Source organism: Bacillus sp. FJAT-18017 (genome assembly GCF_001278805.1).
GTDB lineage: Bacteria > Bacillota > Bacilli > Bacillales > Cytobacillaceae > Bacillus_D.
In genome coordinates this window covers 2,420,676-2,444,320 of record NZ_CP012602.1, presented here as the reverse complement: position 1 = coordinate 2,444,320, position 23,645 = coordinate 2,420,676, and the positions used below count along the sequence as shown (strand labels likewise).

Genomic DNA, 23,645 nt, shown 5'->3' with positions numbered 1-23,645 from the left:
TTCCTTTTGAGTCGCTTTCTATGAATGTAAAGGCAGGAATACATCGCTCACACTATCCAAACTAGGCTCATATCCTATTTGTAGGTCTTTTAATGAGGGGGTACCCGATGATTATCCATGTTGTCGAGCGTGGTGAGGCGTTATGGCAGATAGCTCGCCGTTATCAAACATCTATACAAAGCATCGCCGAAACAAACGGCCTTGAAGATCCTTCTCGGCTTGCAGTCGGCCAGGCGCTTATTATACCTATACCGGACGTGCTTCATACCGTCCGGCGCGGAGAGGCACTTTGGTCGATTTCCCAGCGCTATGGAGTTAGCATCAATGCAATTATTCAAGCAAATGCCATTGCGGATCCCAACGTACTTTACCCTGGGATGGTTTTAAGAATACCGCCAATCCGTCATACGGTAAGGGTTGGGGAAACTCTCTGGCAAATTGCCCAGGGCTACGGAACTACAGTGCCGCAAATTATCCGTTCAAATAATCTTGCCAATCCTAACGTTATTCAGATTGGGATGGTGCTTGTAATTCCGCGGCAAAAGAAAGTGATTGAAACAAACGCTTTTACGTACCATTCGAACGAAAAAGCCGTCCAGCTTGTAAGCGAAGTTGCCCAGGATATGACGTATATTGCCCCTTTTGCATATGTCATACAGCCGGATGGGTCACTAGTCCTTTATATGCAGGATGATACTGATGCGATTCAGGCCGGTCTTTCTGAAGGTGCGCTGCCAATGATGTCGATTACTAATTTCACAGCAACTGAAGCCGGGGAGAATATCGCCCATGAAGTCCTTGCAAGCTCCGCCAACCGGGAGAAGCTTCTTGCAAATATTCTCGATATTATGAAAAATAAGGGCTACCGGGGATTGAATATTGACTTTGAAAATGTCCTGCCAGCAGACAGGGAACTGTATAATCAGTTCCTGCAGCGAACAGTTGATTTGCTGCATCGTGAAGGATATTTTGTTTCCACTTCATTGGCTCCAAAAATAAGCGGCGAACAAAAGGGGCTGCTTTATGAAGCACATGATTATCCTGCCCATGGCAGGATTGCTGACTTTTCAGTGCTGATGACGTATGAATGGGGCTACAGGCTCGGGCCACCAATGGCCGTTTCGCCTCTGAACGAAATCCGGAGAGTACTCGATTACGCAGTCTCGGTTATGCCTAGGGATAAAATAATGATGGGATTCCAATTATACGCAAGGGATTGGATTCTTCCACATGAACAGGGGCAGGAAGCGGAAACATACAGCCCGCAGGAAGCGGTTAATAGGGCGATTCGCTACGGCGCAGCCATACAATATGACCAGACAGCAGCTTCCCCTTATTTTTATTACAAAGATGAGCAGGGGCGCCAGCATGTGGTCTGGTTCGAGGATGCTAGAAGCGCGCAGGCGAAATTTGATCTTGTTAAGGAATACAATTTACGCGGGATCAGTTATTGGGTACTTGGATATCCATATCCCCAGAACTGGCTGCTGCTCCAAGATAACTTTACAATACGAAAACTGAGATAAGGCCAGTAGATGAATACTGGCTTTTTTCATTGTAAAGTAAACTTTAAATTTCGCGACTGTGGATTACTTTTTTATCTAGCTAGTTTACGTCTAGCTCCATTAGGGAAGCTTCGGCAGCATAAACATCGCACGAAGAAAAGGCGATAGCACAAGGAAAGCTTCCCGAAAATGCATCGCACGAAATTACGCGATAGCGTAATGAGGATTTTCGAGCAGCGCCTGATATTTACCACTGCGACAATCTTCCTTTTCTGATAGAATGATAGAGCATTAATTGGGAGGGGCGTCATGAAACTTTCACGCAAACTTGCATTTATTTTAATCACTCTCTTTATCTTTATAGGCGGATTCCTTGTTGGCTCATTGGTTACTTCATATAAGGCTTCACCGGAACCGAGTTATACCAATAATCCTGCTTCTGGCTCCTTAAAGGCTCTTCCAGGTAAAGTGGTGCCAGAACCTGAAGCTGAAAAGGCTGTTATAGGGTATGTACAGGATTTCCGTGACCCGAAAAACACAAATTACAAAGAGTATACGCATATCATCTTCTCATTTGCCCATCCCGCTGCAGATGGACAAGTTGCGATGAACGGTGACATGGCCTGGGACAACTTAAGACAGACCGTTAAGCTTGCCAGGGAGGAAAACACAAAAGTCATGCTTGCTGTTGGCGGCTGGTACCACTTATCTGGCGGTGCTTCGTATCCATACTTTAAACAGGCAATCAGCCAGGAACCGTCGCGAACAAGGCTTGTGAATGAATTGCTTGCAATCGTCAATAAAGAACAGCTTGATGGTATCGATATTGATTTTGAGCATCCGCGATCTGAGGAAGACGCACAAAACCTTACTGAATTTGCAAAGGAATTAAAGTTAAGGCTAGACCCGCTAAACAAAGAACTTTCAGTTGCTGTTTATTCGAAAATTAATGCCGTGACAGGTAAAGAAGTCAATTCTGTCGTCTTTAAGCCGGAGCTTTTCCAATACACGGACCGTATACATATTATGGCCTACGACGGGCAATGGGATGACGGGTATCACGCTGCGAACCTCGCTCCGTATGACTATGTTGAGACTATTGTTCATTATTGGTCCAGCTATTTTGATCGTCTCCAGCTTTCAAAGGAAAAGCTTGTCCTTGGTATCCCGGCTTATGCACAGCCTGAAGACCAAAATGCTAAACAGCTATCGTATGCCGCAATTGTAAAAAAAGATCCTCGTAATGCACAGAAAGATTATATTACTGTAAACGGGACAACTTATTTTTATAATGGGGAGCCAACTGTGGCAAAAAAAGCCGAACTTGCGTTTAAAAACGGGTTTGGCGGAATGATGCTTTGGGAGGCCGGACATGATAGCAGCGGTGACACCAGCCTTGCCGGGACAATAAACGATGTAATCAAACAAGATAGGCTAGTGACTAAGAATTAGGCACAAAAATAGGGAGAGCTTGGTTTTATAAGCTCTCCCTTGTTTTTTACTCGTTATCTTCTTCCTCGTCCATTACTCTCTCGAATTCTGCCGCCACTTTATCAAACTCTTCATCTGTTTGAATCGCATCGAGGTCGCCTTCCTCATCAACTTTCAAGAAGAAAATGTCGATATCGTCCTCAGTATCTTCCTCCAGATCCTCGATAAAGCTTACTGCAACGTATTCAGTACCATCAAGTTCCATGACAGCAAGTACTTCAACCTGCTGTTCTTCATCATTTTCATCAGCAATGGTAAAAATCTCACCAACTTCAATCTTTTCCATAAAACGTCTCCTCTCTGCAGATGGTTAGGACATTCGTTCATTATTTTCCCAAAAAGAGAAGAATTCATGCCCTGCTCACACATCAAATTCTTTAACTTTTTCTAACTTCTCGACAAGCACCATGCAGCGTTTTTCGCCAAGCTCATAAATGTACATCGAGTTTTCATTTTCGACAAGCAGTTTTTTAAACTGGATGTCGCCTTCAATATTATACTGATTGAGCAACTCAATCAACTTATTATAGATTTGTTCCTTCTTCGGCTCAATGGTTGAAGCAATCTTAATCGGCATCGGCAGGCCGGGAATTTTATAGGTTGTTAAAATCACTGTCTCCAATTGGCTTCACTCCTTACTCTTGCAATTCGACATTTCCCCGGATTTCCCTGCATGAACGTGAAAACTTTTTAACAATCGCGTATACTTAAGCTAACATGGCAGAAGGAGAACAAAAGATGAATAACAAAGAACTTCAGGATAGAATCATCGAGAATTACCAGGCCGATGAGAAAATGATGATCCTAGTTTTCGCGCAGTGGTGCATCAACAATGACCTTGACCCGGAGGAAATCTATTTAAAAGCCTATCCCCATCAAGGCTCCAACCACGCCTTGCGTGAAGCGCTTGAATTGACTGTAGCAAAAGACGAAGCCGGCGAAGTGCCTGATCAGACCCTGCTTGGTGTATTATCACTTTTTGGTAATGACGATCTAGCATTTATCGTAACAGAAGAAATCTCGAAAAGAAAAAGATAGGGAAATTTGCATAATTTTCCTTGATTGTCCCTATACTTATTATGAAAGCTTGTAGCTCAACGGCAGAGCAGCCACCAGCCTATTCGAAGGCTGATGTGCATCTTGCGGGTTCAAGTCCCGCCAGGCTTTCTTTTATTTTGTCCTAAAAAAGGTTGAAATGGCATCTCCGAAATAGGAGACACCATTCCTCTATTACCCTGTTTCCTTACTCCTCATGCTCTATCACAATATCCCCATGCCGCTTTGACATGATTTTGCTCTTTTTTCGATAATCCTTGGACTTAAACACAATATCAAAATCATAGTCCTCGGGATAGAGTTCAGCAGCTGCGATTTTCAGCGTTAACCGTTTGTGGTTGACTGTTCGTTTCTCACCCTTAATTTGAACAATGTAATTTCCTTGCTCGTCCGGACCCTTATAAACGATGCCAAATTCTATTGTCAGGTGATATCGTGACATTATCACCCATGGAATAGTGCTGGACATGTCCTGTGGCCTTTTGCACCTGTTTTTTTCGCTGCTGGTGCCGATTGACGATTATTTGCCTATCCATATCTTTCTTTTTACTATCCTCAATTCGGATATCTCCGTATAACTTTTCTTCCTTGTACGTTATTTGATGTGCCCTTTCAATCAGCTTCGGGTGGACCCCAAGCTTCAATGCGATGGCAAATGCCTGGCTTTCCCCGCCCTCGCCGATAGTGAGCCGGTATGTTGGCTTCAGCGTATTGATATCAAACTCCATAGATCCGTTGATGAATCCATCATGGCGGTCCGCAAAATCCTTGATTTCACTATAGTGGGTCGTCGCCAGCAGGGTTGCCCCTTTAGCGTAAAGCTGTTCGAGTATAGCTGTGGCAAGCCCCATTCCTTCACCAGGGTCCGTTCCGGATCCCAGCTCATCCAGCAAGACGAGGGACCTGTCATTTGTTTCTTTTAAAATCTCTATGATGTTGACGATTCTTGAACTGAATGTACTTAAATTTTCAGTAATACTCTGGCCATCACCGATATCGACGAGAATATTCTGGTAGACAGCAATTTCACTTCCTTCTTCCACCGGTAAAAATAGACCCGATTGAGCCATGAGCGTCAAAAGTCCGACAGTTTTAATGGAAACTGTTTTTCCTCCGGTATTGGGCCCGGTTATGACCAGTGCATTTTGCGGATCACCAAGCTGGATGGTAAGCGCTACTGCTTGATCACCGAGCAATGGATGTTTCGCGCCCTTAAGTCTGATGATATGAGATTCGTTTACTGAAACCTTCTTCCCATCAATTGCCCGGCTGTATTTTGCTTTTGCAAACAAAAAGTCGTAATGGACCATAGTTTCAACAGCGAAGCGCAATTGCTGCTCATTTGCCTCCACAAGCCCAGTCAAGTAACTTAGGATTTTTTCTACCTCCGATTCTTCATCGGACTTTAGCCAAAATAATTCATCATGGTAAGAAGATATTTCCTCGGGCTCAATATAAATGGTCGAACCGGAAGCCGACGTATCTAGAACTGCACCTTTTATCTTCGTCCTGTATTCTTTTTTAACAGAAATAACATAGCGGCCGTCCCTTAAGCTTACTGTATTCTCCTGCAAATACGTTTTGTATTTAGCAGAGCGGACAAGCTGCTGAACCTTCTCCTTTAGACGTTCTTCCTGGACAGCAATTTGCTTTCGTATTTTCAAAAGCTCCTTGCTGGCATAATCATCCACACCGCCATGGCGGATGCAGCGGATAATTTCGGCAGCGAGTGCGGGCAATTCATCAATAGCATAAATATAGCTGGCTACCCTCGGTGCAACAAAGTCCTTATCCTTCATAAACCGCTTCATTTTTACGCAGCAATCCAAAAAGTCATACAGGCGGCTATATTGCTCCGGCTTCAAGGCTGAACCTTTATTGATCCCCTGAAGAATTGAATTAATCCCTTCAAGCCCATGAACAGGGACGCTCGTACTGATCCTCATAATTTCAACCGCTTCGGAAAGTTCGTCCAGTAAAGCTTCTATTTGGTTTATATTCGTTGATGGCATCAAGTTAACAAGTTTTTCTTTTCCCGCAGTCGTTAATGCATATGCCGCAAGTTCTTCCCTGATTTTATTAAAATCAAGAACCTTAAACGTGTGAATATTCATATTTCCCATCTCCTAAAATAAAAATAGCCGCGCTGAACAGATCAGCGCGGCTCAAAAAGGGCGGTTATTATTCGCCACTTCTCCTTAAAAAAAACAAAAATAAATAGCATATGCACATTACACAGCTACAGTCGGTTTAAGGAATGCATGCTTGTATGTCCATTTGTTCTTAACTACCATTCCTGGCCATAACGAAATAAACCTGCTAGATGAGGCTTTCTGGCCTGAAACGAGTTATCCAATTGTGTTGGATTAGTTAAGAACGGCTCCTGACATAAAACATACTCCCTTGGTAAAGTAATCATTTTCCAATGAAAGCGTACCACATAAGTAAAATGAATAAAGCGGCAGCTGCCTAAACTTTCAGACAGCTGCAAAATTTCCTAATCTGCCCGGTTCATTTTTCTCGTTAATAATATTACCTCTAAAAAATCACCACTTCTTCAAACTGTCTGAAATACTGAACTCCGCGCCAGTTTTTTTCCTGAGCTCTTCAATAGAGATGCCATCAGCTATCTCAATCAGCTGCATCTCCTCATCATTGACGATAAACACACCTAGTTCGGTAACGATCATCTGCGCACACTTTGACCCTGTAACAGGATAATCAAGTTCTTTCACAAGCTTTGGTGTGCCACCTTTGGAAAGATGCGTCATCGCAACAATGATTCTTTTCGCCCCTGGCACAAGATCCATTGCTCCGCCGACTCCAAGGATATCAGACCCTGGCACAGCCCAATTGGCAACCTGACCTTTTTCGCTCACCTGTAGCGCTCCGAGGACGACAACATCAATATGCCCGCCGCGTATCATCCCAAATGAATCGACACTTGAGAAAATCGAAGCACCCGGATCGAGTGTGACTGGATGCTTGCTGGCGCTTATGCAATCCATATCCTTCTCGTCAGGAACCGGAGGCGGGCCCATACCGAGGATACCGTTCTCCGAGTGAAGATAAACTCCCTGGTCCTCCATTAAATAGTTTGGGATAAGCGTTGGAATCCCAACACCAAGATTGACTATCTCCCCCTTTTTTAACTCCATTGCGACTCTCTTAGCAATTCGTTCTTTAGAACCTAACTGTATTTCCATCCACACCGCCCTCCTTGGCAGTAAAAATGAATTAATTAGCGATTGTTCCTAGAAAAGGTGACCCCGCTCTGAGGACACCTGAAAAATCATTAAAATTTCCGTGGACCTTTCTCGCTGATGTCATTCCCTATAGCCATAAAGCTGGCCCATCCTTTCGGCAAAGGTTCCCGCCAGGAAAACACAATTTTCCGGTCTGTTCTACTCTGCTGTCAGCCAGGAAAAACCTCCCCCGACACCTATAACATCGTAGTCCTGGTATCCTGCCTGCGTGCGCCTCCCCCTCTTGCCGCAATCTGCATTACTATAAATATTTATGAAATAAATTAGGAGATAAGTAGCTTAAGCCAGAAAAAGTGGCTTTTTTACTTTAAAAACAGGCAAAATGACCAGACAGCACTTAGTGTTCACAGGGGCGGCTAGGAGTCATATTTACTGCCGGTGAACACTTTTGGCTAATTGAGCAAAGCTCAAAAAGCAAGCCAAAACAAGTCAATACAAAATGGTTACGCACGAACTGATTTATTAACTAAAAAAATTGGGAGGCATCCTCCTTGAGGACCCTCTCCTATTAATCTTGTTTAGTTCGCACTATGAATTTTAAATTAAACCCACTAGCACAAGTTATATACATTTCATTTTTTCCAAATCCTCTTTGGAAAAATGATAGATCCAGCCATCACATGTTCCATTTGGTCCAACAAGGGCAGGAAGGGGCGTGCCGCTACTTCCAAAGGCTATCGCATATAGCGCGCAGATAGCTGCATCGTATGCATCTGTACCCGGCACTAAACCTGTAGGGAGAAGCTGTTTTATTCCTGGGAAAGCTTCCGTTGACTTCCGTTCTTTTACAAGAGCAGGATAAACCTCCAGAATAACCTTATTGTTCTCAGCATTCGAAGGATGAAAAGGGTATGTCACAAAATCCCCCTCTTTTTCCCACATTTTAATATGTGCCATTGCAACGGTAGCATTATTGCCAATCCTGTCGAACGTGGCGGAAAGAGGCTTTTTTCCAAACACCGCATGAATATGGCGATCTGTATCCCGGTAAGCAAAGATATTATCGATTTCCCTAGCTGGCTTCCGGATATCCACATCAGCCCCACCGAGTAACTGCGCGAAGGCAGACGGAAATGAGAGCGGTGCATCCACGCCAATCACAATCATCGTTTCATCGTCCTCAATTAGCGCGTACTCTTTTGAAATAGCTTTTACCAATTCGGGAATTCTGAGCAGCCTGTCTTCCGGGAGTGCAATGGAGGACGGTGAGCCAATCCACTCAACCGACCCCATGCCCTCTTCCCAAACGCATGCTGCAACGCCATGGTTATTACCCAGCCAGCCCCCGACGTCCCAGCCAATTCCTATTACCCTAGAATACTTCATGTCATTCGAGATCCAGAGGCCGCAGATTCGCTTCGATTTCAGCGCGTTTAGGTTCTAGGTAAGGAGGCAGCGCCAATTTTTCACCAAGGGTATCGACCGGTTCATCGGCAGCAAACCCAGGTGTATCCGTAGAAAGCTCAAATAGAATATGATTTGGCTCCCTGAAGTACAACGCTTTAAAATAGTATCGCTCTACCTCCCCAGAATTTATCAGCCCGCTTGCCTTTATTTTTTCAATCCACTGAGCAAACTCCTGTTCATTAGGAATCCGGAATGCAACATGGTGAACACCGCCCCGGCCAAGCCGTTCTCGCGGCAGATCCGGCCTCGACTCGATATGTACTTCCGCACCAGCTCCGCCCTCACCTGTAGCAAATACCTGAATATCAGGGAAATCACCTGCCGGGGAAGGAAAGGAACCAACAGGCCGAAAGCCCATAATATTCGTAAGTACATTAACGGTTGGCTCTGGATCACCCACTGTCAATGTCACAGGGCCCAATCCAAGGATTGCATGCTCAACAGGAATACCAGAGCCATACCATGGTTTGCCAGGAGCCACGCCTTCCTCGCCATTATCAGCAACAAGAAGAAGTTTAGTACCCTCATAATCCTGAAACTCCAGTACATTACGTCCCGCGCGCTCCGAAATGTCTTGATGATAAACACCCAGCTCATCGAATCGGTTTTTCCAAAACGTGAGTGATTCTGTATTCCGCACCCGCAGCGATGTGGACGAAATGCTCGATTTACCCGGATGTGTCCTTCCAAGCGAAGGGATATCGAAGAATGTAATTTCCGTCCCCGGGCTGCCTACCGCATCACCATAAAAAAGGTGGTACGACTCCGTATTATCTTGATTCACCGTCTTCTTGACGAGCCGCATCCCGAGCACCTTTGTATAAAACGCATAATTTTTTTCAGCTTTTGCTGTTAACAGCGAAACATGATGGAGCCCTAGAAGATTCAATTCTTTCACCCTTCCCGTTAAAACATATTTTTATAGTAGCAGTTTGCCATGGAATATGGAAAACATCCACTTTTTCCGGTGGATACTTGCAAGATTCCTAGTTACTAGAAATGCCCTCATTACCATTACAGGTAAACCTGAGGGTTCCCTTCATTTCGTTTATGAAGACGGGAACAGACCTATAAATCATGGCTTGCCATCCTTCATAAGGCCCGGGAATATCTAAACAAAATCCCTGCGTTGTAAATACAAAACAACATAAACGGCCACATACTGATTTTCCCCCTGACAGGCACTTTTTCATTTCCAATATGCCCCTAAAAATCAAAGACCCCGCCAACCAAGGGCGGGGTTCCTTACCTATCTGTTTAAATCACTTGTCCCTGGAGCATGCTCATTTGGAATCTCAGGCATCATCGGTACCGGGAAGCCCTCAGGTGGCGGGCCAACCTGAAGCTCGCCGTCATTACGGCTTGGAGACTTGCCGCTAAAAATCTCAGCAACCAGCGTATCATCAAGCCTGAAGTTAAAGAACGCATTATGAAAGCCCATTTCCACATACTTCTTGCATTCAGGATACTTGTTAATATCATAATTCGGAACCGGGAACACTTTCCCCCAATCAACCCCCAGCGTCTCAAGCGCCTTCGCAAACGCATTCTGGTGCGCACTATCCCGCACAATCAAAAACGCAAGAGTCTCACGGAACGTCTTATTCGTGCTCATCTCATAAATCCTCGATTTCTGAAGCACTCCTGTCGACTCCAGAGTTAAGTTGGATAACAAATTCCCAACCAAGTTGCCATGATCATACACCCAAGAACCATTCCATGGATTTCCGGCAGCATCCTCAGGAACCGAAGCCTGCGCCCCAATGATATAATGGTGTGGGTTCGCATGCATAATTGGGTCCTGAAGTGGAGCACCGCTTTGACTAGCCGAACCAACACCAGGCTCGCCCGACTCATTCAATAAATGATTAATTGTCGTCTGCACAAGCTCAACATGCGCAATCTCCTCCAGGAAAATTCCGCGCAGCAAATCCCTGAACTTCTTGTCTTTACCACGGAAATTCGAGCTTTGGAAAAAGAACTGCATCATTGTCCTCATCTCGCCAAAATGGCCGCCGAGAATTTCCTGCATCACCTTCGCAGCAGCCGGATCAGGCTTATCCGGCGTAATGATATTAATCAAATCTTCCCTGTAAAAATACATACCTCTAACCCCACTTTCAGATTACAGCCAATACCTGGCCGTTTCTGTTAGCTTGCACAATCGAACATCAAACATGCGCAAAAATGGGGTTTAAAGGATTTTTTGGAAAAAAGGGTCGACACCTTAATGGACCCCGTAACACTTTCTATGCCATTAATCTACTATTAAGCCAACCTTGCCGAGCTGTTCAGCCTTATCAAGCAAATCAAATGCCTTCTTATAATCTTCCAGGGAAAACATCGCTTCAATTACAGGACGTACATTATGATTTTCGATAAAACCAAGCATGTCCCTGTATTCTTCCGCACTTCCCATTGTCGAACCTAGCAGATTGTATTGCCCGTAAAAGAAACTGCGCAAATCGAAATCTACCACATCACCTGCAGATGCGCCGAACGTAACCATTGTCCCGCCAGGCCTTAGCTGGGATAGTGACTTATTAAAGGTTGCTGCACCAATCGATTCAATGACAACATCCATCTTTTCCCCGCCAAGAGCTTCAGTCCAGTCGCTCCCGCTGTCAAACGCCTTATCAGCTCCAAGCTCGAGCGCTCTGCTGCACTTGACCTCGGAACGTGAGCTGACGTAGACGGTTGCCCCAGCCGCTTTTGCCATTTGCAGCATGAAAGTGGCAACCCCGCCGCCAATCCCCGGGATAAGGATATTCATTCCTTCACGGATCTTGGCTCTGGTAAACAGAACCCGGTATGCAGTTAGTGCAGCAAGAGAAAGGACACCTGCCTCCTCCCAGGTCAGGTACGCCGGCTTTGGAAATGCATTTTCCGCTGGAATGACAACATAGTGGGCGAACGTACCGTTGGATGGATGGCCAAGGATTTCAAATCCTGCAGGAGGTGCCTCTGTATTATGCCTCCAGCCCAAGCCCGGATTAATTATTACCTCATCACCAACAGCTACATTCTTTACTCCTTCGCCAACTTCATCGACTACGCCTGCTCCGTCAGAACCGAGCACTAGGGGCGGTTCTGTTTCTTTGTGCCGCTCCAGGGTTATCAAGTCGCGATGGTTCATGCCCGCAGCCTTGAGGCGGATCCGAACCTGGCCAGGGCCCGGTACAGGTGTATCAAATTCTCTGTAAATCAATCCTTCCATTCCTGATTTACTTTCGTGTACTAGCGCCTTCATTACCTCACCCCGTTATCTTATTTTATATGTCTCTATTTTGGCTTAATTTACCTGAAAAAGCACTTATTTTATCTAATGGCTCTGTTACAGCTGAATGTTGATTTCACTCTATTTGAAAAATAAGGGGAGAAATTCCAGTTAAATCGGGAAATACCCATATTTCCCTTAAAATAAGGGGAGTTTTTCCACTTATCATACCAGAATCATTGGTTTTTGACTTATTTTAAGAAGGTAAGGGGAATTTCTCCGCTTATCTCTGTCTCTTAAGGTGTCAGTGGGTACAATAGACGGAAACTCTCCCCCTAATAAATTCTCATACCTCAACAAAAATCGACAATGAATACTAACAGAGCCTATCTAAAAAAAAAAGCGCCCGAATAATTTATTCAGGCGCTCTATCTATTAATTCCCCAGCTCTTTGATTTGGTCAAGCAAGCTTTTGATATCAGCGATTGGCTGAGCAAGTTCTTCACTATTTAAAACCTTTTCATCAAGAGTTCCATTCTCAATATAGCCAAGGTATTCATCAATTTTCCCTTCAAGCTGCTGATTCTTTTCAAGGATGTTGTTATGCAAATCCTCAGCTACTCCGGGTGCTTTAAGCTCTGCAAACTGGTCAATTTCCGTTTTCATCGTTTCCAGCTCTTTTTTCAGGTCTTCAACAGCCTGTTCATCCTGCATGGCTTTTTCAACCTTTGTAGGTACTTCCTTTGCGAAATCTGCAGCTTTGTTTACGTACTCAGTAGCATCATTTGCGTATGAAAGGGTGTTATTCGCCTCTTCAAGGAATGAACAACCCGATAGGAAAAGTGATAGACTTAAAATTAGTACTCCAGCAAGTTTACTTTTCATCCCGTCACCTCCTTTGTTTAATCATAAAGCAAAATGAGCTATTTTGCACACCACTCCTCTTTAAGCGCTTTCAAAATATCTTTTTCAAATAATATTTCGTGATGGCCAAATACTCACGTGCATACGATTTTACTAGAGCCTGAGCAGGCGTTTCCCCGGGCAGCCCTTCTGCATCAAGCCCATAATCCCCAGCAATCATCTTCGCGCGATAAACATGGAAGTCATTTGTCACGACAAGTCCCTTGGCTGCATTTTCCGGTATCAGCTTTTTGGAAAAAGCGATATTCTCGTATGTACTTGTTGATTTGTCCTCAAGGATAATCCGCTCTTCCTCAATCCCCCTTTTTATCAGCTCGCTCTTGATTGACACTGCTTCCGATATATTTTCCCCTTTGCCCTGACCGCCTGAAGCAATCGCAACAGTTTGCGGATTTTTCTGCAGATAGTCAGCGGCCGCCTCAATCCTTGCCTTTAAAGCCAAAGATGGAATATCCCCTTTTACCCTTGCACCAAGGATAATCATGTAATCCGCCCCAGCTTTTGGTGTTTCGTTTCCATTCCTTGTAATAAAATAATGCAGGACTGCAACATAAATAAGTCCGGCCACGAATAAAAACAGCACTAGTTTTTTAATTAGCATGCGCTTCCTCATCCTTTTTCTCCCTGTCCCCAAATCGTTATAACACTTAATGGGAGGCCAGTTATCTGCGGCCTCCCTATTCTCTATTTTTATTTAATGATGACCGGCTCGGTATGCCAGATGTCGTCTGCATATTCACGGATGGTTCTGTCACTGGAGAAGAAACCGGATTTCGCAATGTTGACAAGACTTTTCTTTTGCCAATTCTCCTTGTCACTGAATTCGCGGCCAATTTGTTCCTGGATGTCTGCATATGATGCAAAATCCCTGAACACGAAATATTGGTCATTATAGGCAAGAAGCGAATCATAGATTTCTGTGAATTCCCCATATGTATCTGGGAAGAATCCGTTCACAAGCTGATCGACAACCATTCTGATCCGCCTGTCATAGTGATAATACTCATGGGCATGATAACCGCCGTTCCTCTGGAATTCCAGGACTTCAGCAGCGCTCAGGCCGAACAGGAAGATATTGTCCCTGCCAACAAGTTCAGTGATTTCGACGTTTGCACCATCAAGCGTCCCGACGGTCAGCGCCCCGTTCATCATGAACTTCATGTTCCCCGTGCCGGACGCCTCCTTGCTAGCGGTTGAAATCTGTTCGCTCACATCCGCAGCAGGGAAGATTTCCTCACCTAGTGACACCCGGTAATTTTCAAGGAAAATCACTTTGATTCGCCCATTTATCGCCGGGTCGTTATTTACCTTTTCAGCAACTGAATTAATCAGCTTGATAACCTTCTTGGCAAAATAATAGCCAGGTGAAGCCTTCGCACCAAAAATGAACGTTCTTGGATGCATCTCATAATTCGGGTTTTCCTTTATTCTGTTATATAGATACATGATATGAAGGACATTCAAGAGCTGGCGTTTGTAGGCATGCAGCCGTTTGACCTGGATATCGAAAATCGAATGCGGATCGACAGTAATACCTGTTTGCGTATGAATCCTTTCAGCGAGCCTTTGCTTATTGCCAAGCTTGATATCAGCAAGTTTTTCAAGGAATGCGCTGCTGTTCTTGAATTCCATCAGCCGTTCGAGTTGCTCGGTATCCTTAATCCACGTATCACCAATTGACTCAGTTATAAGATTGGTCAGGCGAGGATTCGCTTTCATGAGCCAGCGCCTGTGCGTGATGCCGTTTGTCTTATTATTGAACCGGTCGGGGAATACCTGATAGTACAAGTTCATCTCACGTTCCTTCAGAATATCCGTATGAAGCTTCGCAACACCGTTGATGCTATGGCTGCCTACAATAGAAAGAGGAGCCATCCGCACCTGGTCATGGGCGATGATTGCCATCTCCTCGATTCGTTTCCAGTCACCGGGATATTTTTCCCAAAGGCTGCGGCAGAAGCGTTCGTTGATTTCCTCGACAATCATATAAATCCTTGGCAGCAGCGGCTGGAAAATCCGAACCGGCCAGCGTTCAAGCGCTTCAGAAAGTGTCGTATGATTTGTGTATGATAGCGTATTGACTGTTAAATGCCATGCCTCATCCCAGCCAAGGCCTTCATCATCCATGAGAATCCTCATAAGCTCGGGGACAGCGAGGGCGGGATGTGTATCGTTAATATGGATACTCGTATGCTCATGCAATTCAAAGATACTTTTGTTTTTCTTTTTAAAAGATTTAATGATTGCCCTTAGTGAAGATGCAACAAGAAGATACTGTTGTTTCAGGCGGAGGATTTTCCCATCATCGTGCGTATCATCCGGGTAAAGGAATTCACAGATCGCTTCTGTATCCTTCTTATACTTCAGAATGTCAGTACCCGCATTGAATTTGGAAGGCTCGGCACTCCAAAGCCGAAGTGTGTTAACGGTTTTTGTGTTATGGCCCAGGACTGGCATATCATAAGGGACGGCCATGACCACTTCCGCGTTGACATGGCGAAATACCAGACGGCCATTTTCCATCACGCTTTCCACTTTGCCCCAGAACGGTATATCCTCTGCTTCATCGCCTTTTCGAACCTCCCAGACGTGGCCATGCTTCAGCCATTGTTCAGGAAGTTCGACCTGATAGCCATCGACTATCTTTTGCTCAAACAAACCGTGCCTATATCGGATCCCGCAACCATGGCCAGGAAGACTCAGGGAAGCTAGCGAATCAAGGAAGCAGGCAGCAAGCCGGCCAAGGCCTCCGTTGCCAAGCCCCGCATCAGCCTCATATTCCTCAAGGTCATCGAGGTCGACGCCGAGCTCATGTAAGCCTTTGCTGACAACTTCCTCTATGCCAAGATTCATAAGATTATGGCGGAGAAGCCGGCCAAGCAAGAATTCTATTGACAGGTAATATACTTGCTTTTTCCCTGATGACCGGTATGCTTCATTCGTTTTAATCCAGTTCGTGCTCACATGCTCCCTAATCATTGTCCCGAGTGTCTGGAACTGTTCCCTTCTTGTACTCTCTTCAAAAGTAGTACCATAGGACATTTCCAGCTTTCTTAAATATGCTGATTTGAATTCAGGGACATTAGAAAACATGAGAATCACTCCTTTTTACAAGACTGCTGTACAACTTCCCGTATTCACGAGCAGACTGAGTCCAGCTGAAGTCGAGTTCCATCATTTTTTTCACAATATTTTCCCACTCATTTTTATGGTGATAGAAAGATATTGCGCGTTCAATTGTATAGAGCATATCATGCGCATTAAAGTTGGTGAACGTAAAGCCATTCCCTTTACCGGTAAATTCGTTATACGGTTTGACCGTATCATTAAGGCCGCCGGTTTCCCTAACGATCGGGACAGCCCCATACCGCATTGCGATAAGTTGGCTAAGGCCGCATGGCTCAAATTTTGACGGCATCAAAAACAGGTCAGCGCCGGCATAAATCCGGTGGGCAAACGATTCATCAAACCCAATGAATGCTTTGCATTGTTCAGGATACTGGCTGCTCATCTGACTGAAAAAGGTTTCGAATTCCCTGTCGCCTGTTCCAAGTACAATCAGCTGTGCGCCAGTAGCCATAATTTCATGAAAAACACCCCGTACAAGATCCAGCCCTTTCTGCTTCGTAAGCCTTGTGACCATTGCAATCAGAGGCGTCCCGTCCTCCCGCGGCAGTCCGAAATGTTCCTGAATGGCCCGCTTGTTCTTAATCCTGTCTTCCAGATCCCCGGAAGAAAAAGGTGCGGCCAAAAACGGATCATCCTCGGGATTATATAAATCATTATCGATGCCATTCACAATTCCTTCGAGATCCCAGCTTCTCATTCTAAGGACACCATCCAGCCGTTCCCCAAAATAAGCTGTTTTAATTTCTTCCCTATAGGTAGGGCTGACTGTGGTAATCTTATCAGCGGAAATCAGTGCGGCTTTCATAAAGTTGATGTTTCCGTGAAATTCAAGCTGTTGAGAATTGAAATACCTGTCATCAAGGCCAAGCAGATCATTCATGACTTCCTTTGGAAAGATTCCTTGAAACTGCAGGTTATGAATCGTAAAAACAGTCTTGATGGTTTCATAGCCTTCCCTTTGGCGATATTGCTCCTGCAAAAGGAAAGGAATCATCCCTGTATGCCAATCGTGGCAATGGATAATATCAGGGTAAAAACCAAGTTGTTCAATGCTTTCAAGAACGGCGCGGTTAAAGAAAGAGAATTTCTCGCCTTCATCATAATCACCGTACATTTGGCTTCGATAAAAATAATATTGGTTATCAATAAAATAGTATGTGATTCCTTCATGCTCAAGCTGTTCAATCCCGCAATACTGGTTTCGCCAGCCGAGCTGGACAGTGAAATCGGTCACCTTCCGCATTTTTTTCCTGAATTCATCAGGAATCAGTGTATATTTAGGGAGCATAACCCTGACATCATAGCCCAGTTTTGTTAATTCTTTCGGGAGGGAACCAGCAACATCTGCAAGACCGCCAGATTTTATGAATGGTACACACTCCGATACTGCAAAAAGAAGTTTCACTAGTTTTTCCACACTCCCTGTACTCTGCCCTTGCGGATAACATTCGGATTCCCTTCTTCGCCTCTCAGCTCCGTGCCATCCGCTATCTTTACATCTTTATCCAATATAACATGGTCGAGGACGCAATTTTCACCAATCTTTGTCTTTTGCATAATGATGCTATTTTTTACAATCGAGCCTTTGCCAATAGTTACACCTCTAGCAATAATGCTGTTTTCAACAACACCTTCTATATAGCTGCCGTTTGCAATCATCGCATTATGGACAGAAGAGGTAGATGTGTACCTTGCAGGCGGTTCATCCTTAACCTTCGTAAGAATTGGTCTTCCTTTTACGAAAAGGCGCTGCCATATTTCAGGCTGAAGCAGGCTTTTGCTAGCTTCAAAATAGCTGCTGATTGAATCAACCATGATAGCGAAGCCTTCATATGAAAAATAGTCGATTTTAAACGGAGCATTTAAATCCGTTACAGCATCGCGCATGCTTAAATAGCCTGTTTCATTCCTTTTTTCGATCAAGTCTATCAACAGGTCCTTTTTCAACAAATAAATGCCAAGCGAAGCGCCATCTTTCCGAACTTCAGTTATATCACTTCCATTTTGGATATGGTTATCAAGGGCCTCCCTGAAATCCATACTGAATACGGTATAGGAGTTGGCGACGAGGGCATACTTTTGATTGCTTCGTTTAAAAAAGTCAATATTTGCAGCAAAATCCTCAAACGGCCCTATGCCCGTCACCGGCTTATCAAGGCTTGTGGACGGGAAGAAAAACAGACCATCCCTCTTTCTGTTTAAATCCCAGTTTCTGCCTGAGCCAAGATGGTCCATCAATGACCTGTATTGGTATTTCGAAAATATCCCGACACTTTGAACGCCAGAATTCACCATGTTGGAGAGTATAAAGTCAATCAGGCGATACCTGCCCCCAAACGGAATAGCGGCGACAGAACGGTGAATTGTCAGTTCTTCAAGACCTTTATGAACGGTCGTTGCATCTATAATACCTAGCATATCCTTGTTCAAGAATGGCCCCTCCTTTTTTAATTGCTAGTTTATCGAACATATCTACGTCTAGCTCCAGCGTCTACGCGTGCGCAAACTTCAGGCCTCCTCCCTACGATAAGTCATCATCGATTCGCTTACGCTCTTCGTGATTCCTTTATCCCACTCTTAAGGCTCAGTAAGCCTCCTTCGTCGGCAACTGATCCTAAAGGTCCGATTCGTTCAACTAACCATCAGCAAAAATAGCTGATGGAAGTTTCACCTTATCTCAGTCGAAGTCCCTCCATTTTGTACGGCGATGACCACTAAGGAAAGCTCCTTAGATTAATCATCGCAGGGACACAAAGGAAAGCTTCCTTGAATTAACATCGCAGAGACAGGCAGTTCTTTGCCTGTCGCGAGGCGTTCTTTGCCTGTCACGAAGACGCTTCCGCTTTTGTTACTGTTTAGATAATAGTTCTTCCAGTGTGTCTTCAGAGATTAGTACTACTTCCCCATCGCTGCCTTTAATAACAGCTCCCTCAGGAATGGAAATGCCAGGTGAAACAATAGCCTTCTCAATTACGCTGCCAGAGCCAATCACTGCATCCGGCATAATAACAGATTCTTTTACCAACGCTCCTTCTTTAATGGAAACGCCCTGGAATACAACCGTCTTCACAACTTCTCCTTCAATAACACAGCCTTCATTGACAAGAGATTCCGTCAATCGGGCTTCCGGACAAATATATTGCGGCGGCTGATTCGGGTTAACCGAATAAATCCTCCACGAATGATCAAACAGATTCAATTCCGATGTTTCATCGAGTAAATCCATGTTAGCTTCCCAAAGGCTTTGAACAGTACCAACGTCCTTCCAGTAGCCCTTGAAAGGATAAGCCACAAGTTTCTTTTCATCCCTTAGCAGCAGCGGAATAATATCCTTCCCAAAGTCATGGGACGATTCCGGGTTTTCATCATCGCGGTTTAAATACTCCTCAAGAACCTTCCAATTAAAGATATATATCCCCATAGATGCAAGGTTGCTCTTCGGATTTTTAGGCTTTTCATCAAATTCCACAATCGACAAGTCCTCATTGGTATTCATAATGCCAAATCGGCTGGCTTCGTCCCAAGGGACCTCGATAACTGATATTGTGACATCAGCGTTATTTTCAATATGATGGTCTAGCATAAGTTCATAATTCATTTTATAAATATGGTCTCCTGATAAAATCAGTACATATTCAGGGTCATATTGCCTAAGATAATTTAGATTCTGGAAGATGGCACTTGCTGTTCCGTCATACCATTTCACTTCCGATGAGACACTGTATGGCGGAAGTACGGTTACTCCCCCATCCATCCTATCGAGGTCCCAGGCGCTTCCAATCCCGATATAACTGTTCAGGACAAGTGGCTGATACTGGGTCAGTACCCCAACCGTATAAACTCCTGAATTCGTGCAGTTGCTAAGCGGAAAATCAATGATTCTGTATTTGCCCCCGAACGGGACTCCCGGCTTAGCCAATTCTTTTGTTAGTGAGTTTAGCCTGCTGCCCTGGCCTCCCGCCAGAAGCATGGCTACCATCCTCTTCTTTGACATTGGCATTTATCCCCTTTCTCTTTTTAACAGGCCTTAAAATCGATATTCCGTACGGCGGTACATTCATTACAACCGAAAATGGCTTCCCATGATACGGAATCTCCTCTGCCTTAATTACTTTTTTATTGATTACACCTGAACCGCCAAATTCCACATCATCGCTGTTGAGGATTTCCCGATACCTTTCTGGAGCGGGAACTCCTATCCTGTAATTGGAATAAGCCTGCCAGGTGAAATTGCAAACCACAATTAAGAATTCATCGTCTCTGTTGCCGATCCGCAAGAACGAGAAAACAGATTGATGATGGTTGTTTGGGTCAATCCATTCGAAGCCATCGGGTGAGGAGTCTAATTCATATAGCGGTTTTGAACGCTTATATAATTTGTTAAGCTCTTTCACATAATGGTTCAATTCCGTATGCTTCTCATAATCGAGAAGATGCCAATCGAGCTGCTCCTTATCTTTCCATTCGGAAAATTGGCCCAGCTCTGTACCCATGAAAGTCAGTTTTTTCCCTGGATGGGTTGTTTGATATCCGAGAAGCAGTCGGAGTTGGGCAAATTTCTGCCAATAATCTCCCGGCATTTTATCGAGAAGTGACTTCTTACCGTGAACCACTTCATCATGAGAGAAAGGCAGAACAAAATTTTCGGAAAAAGCATACATAAGTGAGAAGGTCACCTTATTATGATGTTGCCTGCGCTGGTTTGGGTCTGTTTCCATATACTTGAGCATGTCATTCATCCAGCCCATATTCCACTTAAAGGTAAATCCAAGGCCGCCATTGTCCGGGGACTCAGTTACTTTTGGCCAATCCGTGGAATCCTCGGCAATCATGAGGATATTAGGTGAAAATTTAGTTATAGCGGAGTTGAGTTTTTTAAGGAATTCAATCCCAAATGAGTTGACCGCCCTTTCAGAATTCGGCCAATAGATAATATTGGCAACGGCATCGACTCTGAAGCCATCAATATGGTAGTGTTCAATCCAAAAAATCGCGCTCGAGATCAGGAAACTGATTACTTCAGTCCTCCCAAGATCAAAATTGGCTGTTCCCCATACATGATTTTCCCTATCGATTTCTTTCTTATATTCATAGGCAAATCCGCCGTCGAACCGGTATAAGCCATGGGCATCCTTACAGAAGTGTCCAGGAACCCAATCAAGAATGACCCCAATGCCATTCTGATGACATTTATCCACGAAATACATGAAATCATGCGGAGAGCCGTATCTGCTTGTAACCGAGAAATAGCCTGTGGTCTGGTAGCCCCATGAAATATCCAGGGGGTGCTCGGTAACAGGCATCACTTCAATATGAGAATAACCATGTTCAAGAACATAAGGTATCAGTTCATCAGCAATTTCCCGGTATGTGAGGAATTCCCCATCTTCTTTCTTTTTCCACGACCCAAGATGCACTTCATATATCGCTGTTGGTTCACCGATAGGTTCCTTTTTCGCCCTTTTCTTCAGCCAGGACTGGTCATTCCATTTATACCCTGCAAGCGGTTGGACGACAGAAGCGGTATTTGGCCGCAGTTCTGAAAAGAATGCGTACGGATCAGCCTTTAAAAGCTTTTCTCCTGTCTTTGAGGTTATTTCATATTTGTAGATGGCACCGGTCATATCCTCTTTTGCGTAATAGACCCATACACCTTCTTTATTCACTCTTTCAAATGAGTAGCCCTCGGAATTCCAGTTATTAAAATCCCCTGCAAGTCGGACTTCAACAGCGTTTGGAGCCCAAACGCAGAATCGGGTGTATGGCTGGTCCCCATCATTCAGGACATGCGCCCCAAATAGTTCGTGGCTTTTGAAAAGCGCTCCTTCATGAAATAAATGAAGCTGGTATTCTGTTGGACGAAATACCATCCCGTTCACCTGCCATTTTTAATAGTATTCTAGTTTCCTTATAATTACCTGTATAAACCTAATAATTATTTCCTGCATAACCATCCTACAGGTCATACATTACTTTTCGACATATCGAACGTAAAAACCTCTTATATATTATCCGAAAAGTTATTATTTTTTAATAATATTTTTAGAAAGCGGTTCCATACAGCTTATACCCAAGCTTTTCTATACCCCACTTTCTAAAAAAGAAAACCTGTGCTCGAAAAAATAATATTATCTGAAAATAATTTCTCGTCAGATTTTCGAACACTCAAAAGACCTCTAATCAGAGAGAGTTTAAGAGAATGCTGTCGTAAAGTACATCGAAACACTCTGCCACGAAAGATTTACTAGCATTTCGTTTATATTTCTGTACCTTCGTTTCCAGTAAAATAAAACTATTTAGTTCAACTGAGACAGTAAAAAATAAAAGTGCTAAATACTGGATTCAAACATACTATTTATGTTGGCAGGATGAATAGGGAGGGATGGTAGTGCGAACAGATGCAATTCATTACATTAACGAACTTAAGAATTGGGCTTTGGGAATGAAAGTACATTCAACGGCTTTACTGCAGGATAGGTCCGCACCTGGTACATTGCCTGATTTTACTCGTTCACTGGACCTTTTTTTGGAAGAATTAGAGAGCAGCCTTGAACAGAGAAGTGAACAATCACCTGAATATGCACTGGATGCCGAAAATAAGGCAAATGTTCTTTATGAAAAATGGCTGCAGGTTGAAGAACAACATACAGGAGGAGGTCTTGCCCGGCAAATACCGATAGGCAGACATGTGCTTCCACCGCTTCCATACGAATACGGGGCACTCGAACCGTATATTAACAGGCGGATCATGCTGCTCCATCATACTCAGCACCATCAAGCTTACGTAGACGGCTTAAATAAGGCTGAATCTGAAATGGCGAGAGCGAGGGAAACCAACGATTTTACTTTATTGAAGCACTGGGAAAGGGAAGCAGCTTTCAATGGAGCGGGACATTATTTGCATACACTCTTTTGGGAAACGATGGCACCAAATGCTGGAGGGAGGCCCCAGGGTGAGCTTTTAAATGAAATAAACCGTGCATTTGGCAGTTTCGATAAGTTTAAAGCACATTTTAGTGAAGCAGCAAAAAAAGTGGAAGGCTCAGGCTGGGCAATCCTTGTTTGGTCGCCAAGGGCAAGGCGCTTCGAAATCCTTCAGGCAGAAAAGCATCAAAACCTCAGCCAATGGGATGTCATTCCACTTCTGCCACTTGATGTTTGGGAACATGCTTATTACCTTCAATACGAAAACAATCGCGGTAAATACGTGGATAATTGGTGGAATGTCGTCAATTGGCCTGCTGTCACTAGGAGATACAATGAGGTAAAACGATAATATTCAAATTACATTATTAACATACTTCCTTTTTGGTTTCCTAAAGGCAACGATATTTTCTTTTTTAAGAATTTCAGGTATAATGAACTAAAGAAGAAATAAAAATAAGAAGGCCATGCATGGTTACAGCATGCACAGCCCCATCGATGGTTCCCGGTTGTGGAATCGGATTTAAAGTCAATTAACCCGCCTTTATCGCTTGCCGGCTGAAGGGTGGGTTATTTTTTATGGGCAGCTGCAATTACAGCAACAATCAGGCTTGCAAAAGAAATGGCTAGCATCAAACCTTGAAAGACCGTCATATAAGCATCACCCCCTTTCACCGGGAGTGCTTGTCCCACCCTTTTTGAACCACCGATTATGTTAATTATACC

At 44.2% G+C, this 23,645-nt stretch carries 19 protein-coding genes and 2 pseudogenes; 5 read left to right on the top strand and 16 right to left on the bottom strand.

Annotated elements, in window-relative coordinates; genetic code table 11:
* Positions 1–107: 107 nt before the first annotated feature.
* Positions 108–1,526, top strand: a complete 1,419-nt coding sequence (locus AM500_RS11345; RefSeq protein WP_053599301.1) for a glycoside hydrolase family 18 protein — start codon at positions 108–110, stop codon at positions 1,524–1,526.
* A gap of 288 nt (positions 1,527–1,814) precedes the next feature.
* A complete protein-coding gene (locus AM500_RS11340) occupies positions 1,815–2,957 on the top strand; it encodes a glycosyl hydrolase family 18 protein (protein WP_053599300.1) in 1,143 nt (380 codons plus the stop codon).
* Between the two features lie 46 nt (positions 2,958–3,003).
* On the opposite strand, the gene AM500_RS11335 is transcribed toward AM500_RS11340, so the two are convergent.
* Together AM500_RS11335 and AM500_RS11330 are read right to left on the bottom strand one after the other, a co-directional pair.
* Positions 3,004–3,282 carry a DUF1292 domain-containing protein gene (locus AM500_RS11335; RefSeq protein WP_053599299.1) on the bottom strand — a complete coding sequence of 93 codons (279 nt, stop codon included), beginning with the start codon at positions 3,280–3,282 and terminating at the stop codon, positions 3,004–3,006.
* Positions 3,283–3,357: 75 nt separating this feature from the next.
* A complete protein-coding gene (locus AM500_RS11330; protein WP_053599298.1) occupies positions 3,358–3,618 on the bottom strand; it encodes a hypothetical protein in 261 nt (86 codons plus the stop codon).
* A 116-nt stretch (positions 3,619–3,734) separates the two neighbouring features.
* Here AM500_RS11330 and AM500_RS11325 point away from each other — a divergent pair, with 116 nt between their 5' ends.
* Positions 3,735–4,034 (top strand): hypothetical protein, encoded by a 300-nt coding sequence (locus AM500_RS11325; protein ID WP_053599297.1) that lies wholly within the window; start codon positions 3,735–3,737, stop codon positions 4,032–4,034.
* A gap of 45 nt (positions 4,035–4,079) precedes the next feature.
* Positions 4,080–4,163, top strand: a pseudogene (locus tag AM500_RS11320).
* 76 nt (positions 4,164–4,239) lie between these two features.
* Here the strand turns inward: AM500_RS11320 and AM500_RS11315 are convergent.
* The 13 genes and pseudogenes from AM500_RS11315 to glgB all read right to left on the bottom strand — a co-directional run bounded on the left by AM500_RS11315 (position 4,240) and on the right by glgB (position 21,865).
* A pseudogene (locus tag AM500_RS11315) lies at positions 4,240–6,166 on the bottom strand (endonuclease MutS2).
* 432 nt (positions 6,167–6,598) lie between these two features.
* Positions 6,599–7,258 carry a 3-oxoacid CoA-transferase subunit B gene (locus tag AM500_RS11310; protein WP_053599296.1) on the bottom strand — a complete coding sequence of 220 codons (660 nt, stop codon included), beginning with the start codon at positions 7,256–7,258 and terminating at the stop codon, positions 6,599–6,601.
* 621 nt (positions 7,259–7,879) lie between these two features.
* A complete protein-coding gene (locus tag AM500_RS11305) occupies positions 7,880–8,644 on the bottom strand; it encodes a DUF429 domain-containing protein (RefSeq protein ID WP_053599295.1) in 765 nt (254 codons plus the stop codon).
* Position 8,645: 1 nt separating this feature from the next.
* Entirely contained in the window at positions 8,646–9,614 is a 969-nt protein-coding gene (locus AM500_RS11300; protein ID WP_053599294.1) for a ring-cleaving dioxygenase, read from the bottom strand.
* Between the two features lie 360 nt (positions 9,615–9,974).
* Entirely contained in the window at positions 9,975–10,829 is an 855-nt protein-coding gene (locus tag AM500_RS11295; RefSeq protein ID WP_053599293.1) for a manganese catalase family protein, read from the bottom strand.
* Between the two features lie 153 nt (positions 10,830–10,982).
* Positions 10,983–11,975, bottom strand: coding sequence for a zinc-binding dehydrogenase (locus tag AM500_RS11290; RefSeq protein ID WP_053599292.1), 993 nt, complete (start codon positions 11,973–11,975; stop codon positions 10,983–10,985).
* A gap of 402 nt (positions 11,976–12,377) precedes the next feature.
* Positions 12,378–12,827 carry a DUF6376 family protein gene (locus AM500_RS11285; RefSeq protein WP_053599291.1) on the bottom strand — a complete coding sequence of 150 codons (450 nt, stop codon included), beginning with the start codon at positions 12,825–12,827 and terminating at the stop codon, positions 12,378–12,380.
* A gap of 70 nt (positions 12,828–12,897) precedes the next feature.
* A complete protein-coding gene (locus AM500_RS11280) occupies positions 12,898–13,479 on the bottom strand; it encodes a YdcF family protein (protein WP_053599290.1) in 582 nt (193 codons plus the stop codon).
* A 77-nt stretch (positions 13,480–13,556) separates the two neighbouring features.
* The gene (locus AM500_RS11275; RefSeq protein ID WP_053599289.1) at positions 13,557–15,959 is read right to left on the bottom strand and encodes a glycogen/starch/alpha-glucan phosphorylase; all 2,403 of its coding nucleotides are present in this window, start codon (positions 15,957–15,959) and stop codon (positions 13,557–13,559) included.
* Positions 15,949–17,400, bottom strand: a complete 1,452-nt coding sequence (gene glgA, locus AM500_RS11270; RefSeq protein ID WP_053599288.1) for a glycogen synthase GlgA — start codon at positions 17,398–17,400, stop codon at positions 15,949–15,951. The genes AM500_RS11275 and glgA overlap by 11 nt, the downstream gene beginning before the upstream one ends.
* On the bottom strand, positions 17,400–18,425 hold the full coding sequence (locus AM500_RS11265) for a GlgC family sugar phosphate nucleotidyltransferase (protein ID WP_053599287.1): 1,026 nt from the start codon (positions 18,423–18,425) through the stop codon (positions 17,400–17,402). Before AM500_RS11265 ends, glgA begins: the two co-directional genes overlap by 1 nt.
* A gap of 418 nt (positions 18,426–18,843) precedes the next feature.
* The gene (locus AM500_RS11260) at positions 18,844–19,989 is read right to left on the bottom strand and encodes a glucose-1-phosphate adenylyltransferase (protein ID WP_053599286.1); all 1,146 of its coding nucleotides are present in this window, start codon (positions 19,987–19,989) and stop codon (positions 18,844–18,846) included.
* Positions 19,907–21,865: a 1,4-alpha-glucan branching protein GlgB gene (glgB, locus tag AM500_RS11255; protein WP_053599285.1), complete on the bottom strand. Its 1,959-nt coding sequence runs from the start codon at positions 21,863–21,865 to the stop codon at positions 19,907–19,909. The genes AM500_RS11260 and glgB overlap by 83 nt, the downstream gene beginning before the upstream one ends.
* Before the next feature lie 572 nt (positions 21,866–22,437).
* On the opposite strand from glgB, the gene AM500_RS11250 reads away from it, so the two are divergent.
* A complete protein-coding gene (locus AM500_RS11250) occupies positions 22,438–23,271 on the top strand; it encodes a superoxide dismutase (RefSeq protein ID WP_156319922.1) in 834 nt (277 codons plus the stop codon).
* Between the two features lie 218 nt (positions 23,272–23,489).
* On the opposite strand, the gene AM500_RS26090 is transcribed toward AM500_RS11250, so the two are convergent.
* Positions 23,490–23,612, bottom strand: coding sequence for a putative holin-like toxin (locus AM500_RS26090; RefSeq protein ID WP_231505660.1), 123 nt, complete (start codon positions 23,610–23,612; stop codon positions 23,490–23,492).
* Between the last annotated feature and the right edge of the window lie 33 nt (positions 23,613–23,645).

Excerpts from the sequence above, each read along its gene's own strand:
- AM500_RS11345 (WP_053599301.1), top strand. The coding sequence starts at position 108 with ATGATTATCCATGTTGTCGAGCGTGGTGAGGCGTTATGGCAGATAGCT.
- AM500_RS11340 (WP_053599300.1), top strand. The coding sequence starts at position 1,815 with ATGAAACTTTCACGCAAACTTGCATTTATTTTAATCACTCTCTTTATC.
- AM500_RS11335 (WP_053599299.1), bottom strand. The coding sequence starts at position 3,282 with ATGGAAAAGATTGAAGTTGGTGAGATTTTTACCATTGCTGATGAAAAT.
- AM500_RS11325 (WP_053599297.1), top strand. The coding sequence starts at position 3,735 with ATGAATAACAAAGAACTTCAGGATAGAATCATCGAGAATTACCAGGCC.
- AM500_RS11310 (WP_053599296.1), bottom strand. The coding sequence starts at position 7,258 with ATGGAAATACAGTTAGGTTCTAAAGAACGAATTGCTAAGAGAGTCGCA.
- AM500_RS11305 (WP_053599295.1), bottom strand. The coding sequence starts at position 8,644 with ATGAAGTATTCTAGGGTAATAGGAATTGGCTGGGACGTCGGGGGCTGG.
- AM500_RS11295 (WP_053599293.1), bottom strand. The coding sequence starts at position 10,829 with ATGTATTTTTACAGGGAAGATTTGATTAATATCATTACGCCGGATAAG.
- AM500_RS11290 (WP_053599292.1), bottom strand. The coding sequence starts at position 11,975 with ATGAAGGCGCTAGTACACGAAAGTAAATCAGGAATGGAAGGATTGATT.
- AM500_RS11285 (WP_053599291.1), bottom strand. The coding sequence starts at position 12,827 with ATGAAAAGTAAACTTGCTGGAGTACTAATTTTAAGTCTATCACTTTTC.
- AM500_RS11280 (WP_053599290.1), bottom strand. The coding sequence starts at position 13,479 with ATGAGGAAGCGCATGCTAATTAAAAAACTAGTGCTGTTTTTATTCGTG.
- AM500_RS11275 (WP_053599289.1), bottom strand. The coding sequence starts at position 15,959 with ATGTTTTCTAATGTCCCTGAATTCAAATCAGCATATTTAAGAAAGCTG.
- AM500_RS11260 (WP_053599286.1), bottom strand. The coding sequence starts at position 19,989 with ATGTCAAAGAAGAGGATGGTAGCCATGCTTCTGGCGGGAGGCCAGGGC.
- glgB (WP_053599285.1), bottom strand. The coding sequence starts at position 21,865 with ATGGTATTTCGTCCAACAGAATACCAGCTTCATTTATTTCATGAAGGA.
- AM500_RS11250 (WP_156319922.1), top strand. The coding sequence starts at position 22,438 with ATGAAAGTACATTCAACGGCTTTACTGCAGGATAGGTCCGCACCTGGT.